The sequence below is a fragment of the Ottowia cancrivicina genome, assembly GCF_029813755.1.
Taxonomy (GTDB): Bacteria; Pseudomonadota; Gammaproteobacteria; order Burkholderiales; family Burkholderiaceae_C; genus Ottowia; species Ottowia massiliensis.
The window spans coordinates 1-11,192 of sequence record NZ_JARVII010000042.1; the positions used below are offsets into that span (position 1 = coordinate 1).

Below are 11,192 nucleotides of genomic sequence, written 5' to 3' on the forward strand. Positions count from 1 at the left end.
GCGCGCTTTGCGCCCATCTTCCAGCGTCATGGAGCCAGAAGCGCTGCATGAAATCATGGTTAGCTTATGCGTCCAGTCCCAGCGGCTAATTTGCCACGCTTTTGAGAAATAGCGCCGCACTGTAGCGGCGTCCGGATGAAATGTATTGCAATCCGGCTCCCCTAATCCCTTTTTGCTCTCACTATAACGTTCCACCTGAATGGTCTTGATGGGCGGCAGTGACGAGGGGCATAGCGTGATCGTGTCGTCTGCAAAGTCCTCTTCCAATATATCTACGCAGGCATCATGAACAGGCATTTCTTGGGCCAAGGACAAAGCGCTAGGCGTCAGAATGAAAGGCAGGCAGACTAGCCATTTGGAATTCATGATGATCTATCTCCATCGAACTGTCAGCGCTTCCGAACCTGTTTTGCGGAAAACTGTTAGTTGAAGCTTGTGCATGTCATGGTCTCTAGAAAAAATTGCCTTCACGCTACGCATGGATGCAATTGTTGGAACAGCCGCCTGTTACCAAAATGGCGGGAAATCGCAATCCGCTTCGGGGCAATATAAATAAAAATCCTGTTCAGGCTGCCCTTCAATCACAACACTCGCAGAACGGTTGGCACTGATGCCCCAATACGCTTTACGTCCGTCCTCCAGTATCATTGAGCCATAGACCCTGCATGAAATCCATGTAAGTTTGTGGATCCAGTCCTGCTCATTAATAAACCGCGCTTTTGAAAAATAACGCCTTATTGTCGCCACATCTGGCCTAAACGTATCACAATCTGGTTCCCCGGCTTTTTTTCCATCGCCACGGCTGCCTTCAATATGAATGGTTTTGACTGGGGGCAATGGAGAGGAACAAAGCAGAATCGTGTCTTCGGCAAAATCGTCCTCCATGCTTTCTACACAGGAATCAGAAACCTGCTGGGCTGGTGACGAGACGCTGAAGGCCAGAATGCCTGACAAACAAGCAGTCCAGCCGAAAAAGCGTATTCTGCCCAATACAGGCTTCATGCAAACGAGCAAGCTACTCTCCTAACCAAAATGGATGGAAACGGCAATCAGGACAATAAAGATGAAAAGTCACAGGCGCCGGACCTTCGATGTCTATTGTGCCTATTGCCGATGCGCGCACATGCCACGAACCTTTGCGGCCGTCCTTGAAAACCACCGTTCCCGATACATAACAGGAAACCCAAGTCAGCTCATGAGACCACGCTTGCTGGCTCACGGATTTCGCTCTCGAAAAAAAGCGATATATTTCAGGGATGCCTGGCCTGAATGAATTGCAGTCAGGCTCTCTTTCCACTCCATCGCCGTGATGATCGGTTATGTCAATATGCGCCATGGGCGGCAGCATGACATCACACATTTCAGGCTCAAAGTTTTCATCATCCGCAGGAATGCAACTTGCATGACAAACACTGGCGGCAAGACAACTTGCTGCCAGCATGCTGCGGATGATGCCTAGCGCATGGATTTTTACCATTTTGCTGTGCTGGCTTCAGTGATATTCTTGTAAGAAATTTCTGGATGCCTGAACACTTCGGAGTCAGGAATCCTGTACTCCTTTTTCAACTGTTCGATCAGCCAGCGCAAGGACTCATTTTGCGCATCAGTAACGATTTCAAACTTGACCTTTTTCTGATCAATATTCGGTCCTTTGGGAAATGAATCTCCAACCAGCTCAATCCCTATGGAATCCTTGTTGGATGGATATCGAACGCCAGCTTGTTTGACTATTTCACGCTTGTTTTCGGCTTTTGCGTTGAATTTGTGATTCAATTTCGTTTCTCCCGGTGAACATGTCTGTTCATGTGCACAACGGCTTTTGAGTGTTCCAACATGATTGCATGTTTTATTCAGTGAAGCTGTCTGGTAAATGGTTCCATCCTTGTCAATCAGAAAATGAGCGCCATAGGCATTGTCCTTTGCATAATTATTCAGGGTAGATGAAACTGTGGGCGAATCTGTCTGATGAATTACCAACCCATTCACCTCGGGCATTTCCTTGCGCTCAATCTTCGGGCTGATGGTTTCGCGCCCTGCCGCCGTTTTCAGCAGCACTCTTTCATGCTGGACGTGGCCTTTGTCGTCAATGTTGAGCTGGGAGGCACCGGTTGCCGCGCCTTTGGCGTTTGCCACTGCGGCTTGCTGCTGGCCAGCCAAGGGCGGGCGGGCATCGCGCGCCATTCGCGTGAGCGTCTGGCTGTTGCCGGGCGTGGAAGGGCTGGAGGCTGGCTGCGGGCTGGCTGCGCCGGTGGGCTGCGGCTGGGGCGCATCGGGCAGGGATTGAAGGCTGCTGCGGGAGGCGGTGCTGGATATGCCGTTCATGGCCTGCTCCTTGATGAAAACCCTGACACTCGGGCAAGCCGAAGGATATACGTAATACCAAATCACCACAATCAATATATTTCATTGCGATTGATTGGCCTGCAAAAACATATTATTTGTTGCTTTATGTGGTTTTCAGGTGTTCAGCTTTCTTGCCGCAGCTCTTGCGGAGGCTTTGAGGGGGAAAAGCGGTTTGGAATGAGGAGGGGAAGACGGAGAAAGCATGCCTCATTCAGCTCCTGTATTTATAGCTGGATGTCCTAGTGGAATCTGCGCGAAATGGCATTTCACCCCTTCAGATTTGCTCCTGTTTTCGATGCCATCTGGCAGGCTGGATCAGCCTGGGGGCCACGGCGTTCACGCTGGCTGCGCTTGCCTGCCCGGGGCCTTCATGCCTGTCTGCGCCCCATCAGCCCTTGCGGGCGGATGGCCAGCACCAGCACCAGCAGCAGGTAGGGCAGCACGGGCGCGATTTGCGCCAGCGGCAGGCGCAGCAGGGGCGAGTCGCTGGCGGCAGGAGCCAGATGCAGGGCCTGGAGCGCGTCAAGCACGCTGGCATTGACGGCCACGGCGGCGGTTTGCAGCAGGCCGATGAGCAGCGAGGCGGCCAGCGCTCCGGCCAGCGACCCCAGGCCGCCCACCATGACGACGACGAAGATGATGGGGCCAAGGGCCTGCGCCATGCCTGGCTCGGTGACGAAGGCGCTGCCGCCCAGCACGCCCGCCAGCGCCGCCAGCGCCGCGCCGCAGCCAAATACCAGCATGAACACGCGCGGCACGTTGTGCCCCAGCGCCTGCGCCATCTGCGGGTGCGTGAGCGCGGCTTGCACCACCAGCCCCAGGCGCGTGCGCGCCAGCAGCAGCCACAGCGCGCCCAGCATGCCCAGCGCCACGGCCGCCATGAAGGCGCGCATGGCGGCAAAAGGGGTACAGATGGCCGTCTGGCAGACCGTGGCGCTGGCCGCGCCTGCAACCCATTGCAGCTCTAGCAGGCCCAGCAGGCCCTGTTGCGGAGGGCCGACCAGCGTGAAGGCCGCGCCTTGCAGCCAGGCGGGCGGGGCGAATTCCAGCGGCCCGCGCCCCCAGGCCAGTTGCACGGCTTCCTGCACCACGTAGGCCAGGCCAAAGGTTGCGAGCAGCTCGGGCACATGCCCGAAGACATGCACGCGCCGCAGCACCCAGCGCTCGAACGCGGCGCCAGCCAGCCCCACGGCCAGCGGCGCGAGCGCCAGCGCGGGCGCAAAGCCCAGCCAGCCCGCGAGCGACCAGCCTGCATACGCGCCCAGCATGTAGAAGCTGGCATGGGCGAAATTGAGCACGCCCATGAGGCTGAAGATGAGCGTCAGCCCCGCACTGAGCATGAACAGCAGCAGGCCGTAGCTGATGCCGTTGAGCAAGGTGACGATCAGGTATTGGGCGGACACGGAGCGGGAGACGGGCGTGGCGGATGCGGATGCAGACTCGGACTTGGGCGCGGTCTTGGCTGGACTGTGCGGAAGGCGGCGGCGATTCTATGAACGGCCTGCGGGCTGCCGTGCGCCTCTTCTACACTCCGCGCCCTGATGAAATTCCTGCTTGACTTCTTCCCCCTCGTCTTTTTCTTCATTGCCTACAAGCTGCAAGGCATTTACGTGGGCACGGCCGTGCTCATGGCCGCCACCGCGCTGCAAATGCTGGTGGTGTATTGGATGGACAAAAAGCTCAGCGCCATGCACAAGGCCACGCTGGCGCTGGTGCTGGTGTTTGGCGCGCTCACGCTGGCGCTGCAAGACGAACGTTTCATTAAGTGGAAACCCACGGTGCTTTACGCGGGCATGGCGCTGACCCTGGCTGCGGCGCTCTGGGGCTTTGGGCGCAACTTTCTGCAAATGATGCTGGGCAGCCAGCTGGCCTTGCCTGAAAACGTGTGGCGCAAGCTGTGCCTGGGCTGGGTGGCCTACTGCCTGTTCATGGCCGCGCTCAACGGCTATGTGGCGCTGTTTTTCAGCACCGACGCCTGGGCCAGCTTCAAACTCTGGGGCTTCGTGTTTCCGCTGATTTTCATCGTGGGTCAGGGCTTTTACGTGGCCCGCTACCTGGAAACGAATGTGGAAACAAAGGACACCCCCGCATGAACGCCCCCGACGCCCTGGCCCGCCGCATGGCGCAAACCTTGCACCAGGCCCTGGCCCCCACTGCGCTTGAAGTGCTGGACGAAAGCTGGCGCCACGCCGGTCACGCAGGGGCCAACGGCAGCGGCTATGGCACGCATTTTCTGGTGCGCCTGGCCGCGCCCGCCTTTGCCGGCAAAAGCCGCGTGGCCTGCCATCGCCTTGTGTATGATGCCCTGCGCCCTTATATCGATAGCGAGGGCGTCCATGCGGTTGCCATTGAAATACTGACCGCATGAACCTGGAACCTGTTCATGGTCTATCCGTGAGCGCGAACAGGTTCTGGCAGCCTAAGCTTGGCTTGCGTTGTCATCCGGTGCCCGCACTTGCTGCGGCGCTTTTCCTTTTTTCTTCAACCTTTCCCCGCTTCAAATGCAGAAAAAACTGATTGCAGCCCTGATCGCAGGCGCGCTGGCCGCGCCCGTTTTGGCCCAGAACGTGGCCGTCATCAACGGCAAACCCATCCCGCAGGCCCGGCTGGATGAACTGATCACGCAATTCAAGGATCAGGCCAAGCGCCAGGGCCGCCCCGTGCCCGATGACGTGACCAAGATCATGAAAGAAGAGCTGATCCTGCGCGAAATCTATTTGCAGGAAGCCGCCAAACTGGGCCTGGACAAAAAGCCCGAATTCGCCAAGCGCCTGGAAATGGCGCGCGAGAGCATCCTCATCTCCGAGCTGATGGACAACTATCAGAAAACCCACCCCGTCAGCGACGAGCAGGCGCGCGCCGAATACGACCGCATTGCCAAGCTCCAGCGCGAATCTGCCAGCGACCAGGAATACAAGGCCCGCCACATCCTGGTGGAAAAGGAAGACGAGGCCAAAGCCATCATCGCCAAGCTGAAAAAAGGCGAGAAATTTGAAGCCATCGCCAAAAAGCAATCCAAAGACGCCGGCTCCGGCGCCAATGGCGGCGACCTTGGCTGGGCCTCGCCTTCCAGCTACGTGAAGGAATTTTCAGAGGCCATGCAGAAGCTGAAAAAGGGCGAAACCACCCAGGAGCCGGTCAAGTCCCAGTTCGGCTACCACATCATTCACCTGGATGACGTGCGCAAAGCCACGCCGCCCGAGCTGCCCAAGTTTGAAGCGGTCAAGCCGCAAGTCGTGCTGCAGCTGGAGCGTCAGAACCTCGCCAAATACCAGGAAGAGCTGCGCGAAAAGGCCAAGGTGGAATAAGCGCCAGCGCCTTGTTTCTTCCACTCCAGCGCCTGCGCGGGCTTCACGGCCCCGCAGGCGCTTTTTCGTGGCCGTGACTGCCTTGGGGTTCAGGCGCAAGCTTTCGCCGCCTGGAGATTTGCCACGGCCAGCCCGTGGACGCGCAAAGGGCGGAACAGAATGTGCAAGACGCAGACAGTTTGCAGACAACAGGCAGACGGCAGACGGGCTGTTTTGCTTGCACCTCGCTCATCTATCCATAGCATGATGCCCTGATGGAATGGGCGCAAAAGCCGTTTTCCGGGAGCTGTATCCGCTCTTGTTTTTCTGCGGATCTTTCAACATCGCAGGCGCGTGCCCTGGCGCAGAACGCAGCCTGCGCCCGCCTTCAGGCGTTAGCGATGGCCGTGCGTGGTGCAGGCGGTGATCACGGGCGGCGCTTCACCGCAGGCGGCCAGAGCGGTATCAATGCAAGCGGCAGGGCACGTCGGAAAGGGAAAAGGGCATCAGAAAAAGGAGCGAATTCAGAGGGGGTAAAAAGCCGTTTCCCGCTCTTTCCACCAGGGCATCATGCTATTGGAAACAGAGCAAAAACAGCCTTTCTGCAACCCCTCCACGCCCTCCTTCATGCGCCTCCTTCATGCGCCGCCGCCTCGCGCGCGGCGCTGATTGCGGCGCTGATGAGCGGCTCTTGCCGGCGTTCGCGCAGGCAGGCGAACAGCAGGGCGACTTCGCGCACGGGGCCGCCCAGCAGTTCGGCTTCGCCCCTGGCCTGCGCGCGCTGGGCGGTTTCGGCGTGCAGCAGGCCGATGCCTACGCCGCCGGCGATCAGCGTGGCGGTCACGCTTTCCTGGTCAATGCTCACCATGCGGGCGGGGCGAAAGCCCTGGCTGTCGAACCACTCGTCCAGCACCTGGCCGCAGCAGGTGCCTGGCTGCGGGCAGATCCAGGGCCTGCCCGCCAGGGCGCGCCAGTCGGGGCTGGCCGCGTTGGCCGCCCAGCCCGGCGGCGCGGCCAGGCGCACGGCAAAGCGTCCGGCTTCGATGGCGTGCAGGCTGTCATCGGGCGCGCCCGCTTCGGCGTAAAAGCCTGCGTCCAGGCTGCCGCCGCGTATGGCGCGCGCGATTTCGCCAGATGTGCCGTGCGTGAGGGCCACTTCGATGTCAGGGCAGGCGTGCGAGAGTCGGGCCAGCAGCCGCCCCAGAACGCGGGCGCTGGGGTTGCGGATGGCGCCCAGGCGCACGCGGCCGCTGATGCGGCCTTTGATGCGCCGCGCCTCTTCGATGAACTCGCGGTGCAGGGCCATGATGCGCCCGGCCCGCTCCAGCAGCTGCGCGCCATTGGCTGTCAGGCTCATGCCGCGCGGCGTGCGCTCGAACAGGGCGATGCCCAGCTCGTCTTCCATGGCCTTGATGTGGGCGCTGATGGCGGGCTGGCTGAGAAACAGCCGCTCGGAGGCGCGCGTGATGCTGCCTTCGCGCGCCACGGCCAAAAGGGTGCGCAGTTGATAGATTTCCATGAGCCTGTGGCCGGTGTTCGCGGCGTGTGGTTTGCGGCTTTCGCCTGGGGGCTGGGCGCTTGCGCGCGGTTTACGGCGCGGGGGCTGGAACTGGGACGGGGGCGGGCTGCCACGCCAGCGTGGCGCCGGGCACGCAATCGGCCTGGGGCAGATAGGGCTTGATGTCGATGAGCGGCGTGCCGTCCAGGCAGTCCAGCCCGCTGACGAGCAGCCTTGCGCCCTCGCGCCGCAGCCGCTGCGCGACGGCCATGCCGATGGGGTTGGGCCGCTGGGGCGAGCGCGTGGCGAACACGCCGCGCAGCACGCCGTCATGCGGCGTGGGCCTGCGCAGCGTCTGGCGCGGCGCCTGGTGCAGCCAGTACAGCACGTGCAGGTGCGAGGCCTGTTCAATGCCCAGCAGCGCGTCTTCAAAAGCCGGGTCAATTTCCAGCCAGGCCGGCTCGCCCAGGCCGCGCACGCCGCGCGGGCAGTCCTGCAACTGCCGCCAGGGCGTGCGCACGCGGCCTATGGGGCGGAGCGTGAAAGCGTCATTCAAGTCAGGCGTGTTCATGCCGCCGCACTATGCCGGGCCGGGCGCGGCGCGTCCATTCAAATCTGCCGGGGGCGGCCCTCAGCCTTTGCGAAAGCGCGCAGTTTTCAGCTCTTTGATTCATAGCACGGACTCCCCGCCGGATGGGCGCAAAAGGCATTTTCCGGGCGGGCAGATTCGCTTCTTTTTCCGCAGCGCGGCCTGCCTCGGATTTTCTGAATGCCGCTTTCAGAAAATGCAAATTGCTTTCATGCCCTTGCCTTCCTAGCATTTGCGCGATGCGAATGATTCGCTTGTTTTGGCAGCGCGAATCCTTCGTTTGTGACAAGCACGCAGATGGAGTAAAGGCAGGTTCACATAAAAGGCTGGCAGACGAGAGCGCCTCTGGCGGGGCATGGGCATTTTTCGCGCCTTTGGCGGGGCGCGGCGCTGGCGGCGCTGCTGCCCGTGGCCGCAGCGCAGCAGGCTGCGGATGGCGGCGCACTGCCGGGCGTGACGGTGCGCGCCACGGCGGGCGCGGCCAGCGGCGATTCGCCCCTGGCGCCTTCCGCGCCGCGCGAGCGGCGGCGGCTGGCGCGCATTGCGGGCGGCACGGCGCTGGCGCTGCCGCAAGACGAAGGGCGCCTGACGGGCCTGCGCGACGCGCTGGGCGTGCAGCCGGGCGTGATCGTGCAAGACCTGTTCGGCGGCTTTGACGCGCCGCGCCTGAACGTGCGCGGCTCCGGCCTGCAAAGCCACCCGGTCAATCGCGGCGTGACGCTGCTGCTCGACGGCCTGCCGCTCAATGACGCCGACGGCACTTACGTCAGCGGCCTGGCCGATCCGCGCAACACGGCGCAAATCAGCATCCGCCGGGGCGCGAACGCGCGCTCGCCTGCTGGCGAGTCGCTGGGCGGCGAGATGGACTTTCAGTCGCTCACGGGCTACGACGGGCGCGGCCTGGCGCGGCTTCAGGCTGGCAGCTTCGGGCGGCGCGCCTGGCAGGCGGCCCTGGGCGCGGCCAGCGCCGAAAGCGGGCTGGATGCGCGCGTGAGCTTCAGCGGCGAGCGCTACCGGGGCTTTCGCCATCACTCTGATGGCCAGCGCAAAAGCGTGCAGGCCAACGCGGGCTGGCGCGGCGCTGGCGGCCTGCAAAGCCGCCTGTGGCTGGGCTGGACGGACCTGGGCTACCACATCGCCGGCCCGCTGCCGCCCGGCCGCGCCTATGGCGACCCCAGCCAGGTGCTGGGCGACGGCAACACGCCGCGCGACCGGCTGCTCAACCTCTACCAGCGCAACCCTCACCGCAACGCGCGGCAGTGGCGCGCCGCCAGCCGCACCAGCTGGGGCGGCGAGCGCCTGCGCCACGAGCTGGGCCTGTGGTGGCAGCACACCGACGTGCAAGAGCAAAACATGGTGCGCGCCGCCCTCTGGAGCGCCCGCACGCGCGGCGTGCAGTGGCAGAGCTTTTTCACGCCCTCGGCGGCCTGGCGCTGGCGGCTGGCCGCCGCGTGGGAGCGCAGCGACACCGGGCGCGACTTCCATTCCATCCAGCCGCGCACGGGCGCGCTGCTGCAACGCTTTGGCAGCTTTGACTTGATGGCCGAAAACGCGCGCGCCAGCGCCGGGCTGGACGTGGACGTGGCCCCTGGCTGGACGCTCACGGCCGATTTGCGCATCACCCGCAGCCGCCGCAACGCGCAAAGCCGCACCAGCGCCGCCGCGCAGCGGCAAAGCTGGCGCTACGCCACGCCCAAGGCGGGCCTGATCTGGCGGCCCCGGGCAGACCTGCGCCTGTTCGCCAACCTCAGCCGCAGCCACGAAGCGCCCACCTTCACCGACTTGGTGACCGGCTCCGTGGCGGCAAACAACCCCGCGCGCGCCGCCACGGCGCTGGCGCGGCTGGGCATGCAGCGCGCCACCACCGTGGAAGCGGGCGCCGAAGGCCGCCTGGGCGGCCCCGGCCAGGCCTGGGATGCGCGCTGGCAGCTTGCGCTCTACCGCAGCGCCATCCGGGGCGAGCTGCTGCGCACGGCGGATGCAAGCGGCTTGCAGGCCAGCACCCGCAACTACGCGGGCGGCACGCGCCACCAGGGCCTGGAAGCGGGCATGGAAGGCCGCTTGCGCCTGCACGGTCTGCCTGAAGGCTGGCCGGGCGGCGCTTTCGACTGGCGCGCCGCATGGACGTGGAGCGACTACCGCTTTCGCGGCGGCCCGCTTGCGGGCAAGCGCATCGCGGGCGCGCCCCGGCACTTCATCCAGGCCGAGCTGCTGTGGCGCGCGGGCGGCTGGCGCGCGGGGCCGACGCTGCTGTGGCAGCCGCTGAATGAATACGTCGATCACGCCAACACCCCCGGCTACGCGCAAAGGCGCTACGCCCTGCTGGGCCTGCGCGCCGAATACCGGCGCGGCCCCTGGCGCGTGCAGGTGCGCGGCGAAAACCTCACGGGCAGGCGCTACGTCAGCACCTTCGTCGTGGCCGACCGCGCCAATCCCAGCATCAACCTCTTTCCCGGCAGCGGCCGCAGCGTGACGGTGAGCGTCAGCCGCGAGTTTTGAGCGCTGGTTCCGAAAGCCCGCCTTGCGCCCTGCGCTCGCCTTGCGGCCGGGCCTTGGAGCGCGCCCGGAAGCATCGAAAACAGGAGCAAATCCGTGGGCTTGAAAACGGCGCTTGCGCACATTCCACTAGGACATCATGCTATGGATTCAAGAGCGAAAAAATGCCTTCTTTGCCTGACGCTGCTGGCCGCCTTGTGCGGCAGCCCGCCCGCCGCACTGGCCCAGCCCGCCGCGCCTGCTGCGCGCACTGGGCGCATCGAGCGCGTCACCATCGCTGACGAGCGGGGCGACCACGGCCTGCCCTCGCCCTTCACCCACGCGCCCGACGGCGTGGGCTACGCGCTGACGATGCTGGTGTTCGACTCGCTGCTGTGGCGCGACCGCCAGGGGCATCTTGTGCCCACCCTGGCGCGCCAGTGGCGCGAAAGCGAAGACCGCCTGGCCGTGGAGTTCGAGCTGCATCCGCAGGCGCGCTGGCACGACGGCCAGCCCGTGACCGCCGGCGACGTGGCCTTCACCTTCGACTACTTCCGCCAGCACCCCAATCCCTTCATGGACGTGAGCGCCGTTGCGGGCGTGGACGCGCTGGCGGGCGGCCGCGTGCGCGTGCGGCTGAAGCGGCCCAGCGCCTCTTTCGTGCCGCAGCTGGCGGCCACGCTGCCCATCCTGCCCCGGCACGTGTTCGCGCCGCTGGCCGACCCGCGCCGCATGAGCATGCAGGGCGTTGTGGGCAGCGGCCCCTACCGCGTCACCGGCTACGACAAGGCGGGCGGGCGCTACCGCTTCAGCGCCGTGGAGGGCCACTGGCAGGGCGCGCCGCGCGTGCGCGAGCTGGTGTTCGTGCGCATGGAGCCATCGCTGGCGCTGGGCGCGCTGCGCCGGGGCGATACGGGAAGGGCGGTTCATCTCGGTCGTACTCCTCATCAAACAAAGCAAATTACTTAAAGTTTATTGAAACTGTTGCGCAATGGCAATG

12 protein-coding genes are annotated in these 11,192 nt (G+C 63.7%); 5 read left to right on the plus strand and 7 right to left on the minus strand.

The features are described 5' to 3' along the window. The 5 genes from QB898_RS12620 to QB898_RS12640 form a co-directional block, all read right to left on the minus strand. Positions 1-366: hypothetical protein (locus QB898_RS12620; protein WP_279525234.1), on the minus strand; the 366-nt coding region annotated here is incomplete at its 3' end. A 141-nt stretch (positions 367-507) separates the two neighbouring features. Next, entirely contained in the window at positions 508-1,002 is a 495-nt protein-coding gene (locus tag QB898_RS12625; RefSeq protein ID WP_279525235.1) for a hypothetical protein, read from the minus strand. A 13-nt stretch (positions 1,003-1,015) separates the two neighbouring features. Continuing rightward, positions 1,016-1,477 (minus strand): hypothetical protein, encoded by a 462-nt coding sequence (locus tag QB898_RS12630; RefSeq protein WP_279525236.1) that lies wholly within the window; start codon positions 1,475-1,477, stop codon positions 1,016-1,018. Then, positions 1,471-2,322 carry a peptidoglycan recognition protein family protein gene (locus QB898_RS12635; RefSeq protein ID WP_279525237.1) on the minus strand — a complete coding sequence of 284 codons (852 nt, stop codon included), beginning with the start codon at positions 2,320-2,322 and terminating at the stop codon, positions 1,471-1,473. Before QB898_RS12635 ends, QB898_RS12630 begins: the two co-directional genes overlap by 7 nt. A 389-nt stretch (positions 2,323-2,711) precedes the next feature. Further along, entirely contained in the window at positions 2,712-3,746 is a 1,035-nt protein-coding gene (locus tag QB898_RS12640) for a branched-chain amino acid ABC transporter permease (RefSeq protein ID WP_279525238.1), read from the minus strand. Between the two features lie 138 nt (positions 3,747-3,884). Here QB898_RS12640 and QB898_RS12645 point away from each other — a divergent pair, with 138 nt between their 5' ends. From QB898_RS12645 to QB898_RS12655, 3 genes are all read left to right on the plus strand, one after another. Next, the gene (locus QB898_RS12645) at positions 3,885-4,436 is read left to right on the plus strand and encodes a septation protein A (protein WP_279525239.1); all 552 of its coding nucleotides are present in this window, start codon (positions 3,885-3,887) and stop codon (positions 4,434-4,436) included. Continuing rightward, positions 4,433-4,711 (plus strand): BolA family protein, encoded by a 279-nt coding sequence (locus QB898_RS12650; RefSeq protein WP_279525240.1) that lies wholly within the window; start codon positions 4,433-4,435, stop codon positions 4,709-4,711. The genes QB898_RS12645 and QB898_RS12650 overlap by 4 nt, the downstream gene beginning before the upstream one ends. A gap of 133 nt (positions 4,712-4,844) precedes the next feature. Continuing rightward, positions 4,845-5,651, plus strand: coding sequence for a peptidylprolyl isomerase (locus QB898_RS12655; RefSeq protein ID WP_279525241.1), 807 nt, complete (start codon positions 4,845-4,847; stop codon positions 5,649-5,651). A 604-nt stretch (positions 5,652-6,255) separates the two neighbouring features. Here the strand turns inward: QB898_RS12655 and QB898_RS12660 are convergent. Beyond that, positions 6,256-7,149: a LysR family transcriptional regulator gene (locus QB898_RS12660; RefSeq protein WP_279525242.1), complete on the minus strand. Its 894-nt coding sequence runs from the start codon at positions 7,147-7,149 to the stop codon at positions 6,256-6,258. Positions 7,150-7,219: 70 nt separating this feature from the next. Next, positions 7,220-7,699, minus strand: coding sequence for a tRNA (N6-threonylcarbamoyladenosine(37)-N6)-methyltransferase TrmO (gene tsaA, locus QB898_RS12665; RefSeq protein WP_279525243.1), 480 nt, complete (start codon positions 7,697-7,699; stop codon positions 7,220-7,222). A gap of 426 nt (positions 7,700-8,125) precedes the next feature. Here tsaA and QB898_RS12670 point away from each other — a divergent pair, with 426 nt between their 5' ends. After that, positions 8,126-10,216 (plus strand): TonB-dependent receptor domain-containing protein, encoded by a 2,091-nt coding sequence (locus QB898_RS12670; protein ID WP_279525244.1) that lies wholly within the window; start codon positions 8,126-8,128, stop codon positions 10,214-10,216. Between the two features lie 141 nt (positions 10,217-10,357). Then, positions 10,358-11,161: an ABC transporter substrate-binding protein gene (locus QB898_RS12675; RefSeq protein WP_279525245.1), complete on the plus strand. Its 804-nt coding sequence runs from the start codon at positions 10,358-10,360 to the stop codon at positions 11,159-11,161. Positions 11,162-11,192 lie beyond the last annotated feature (31 nt).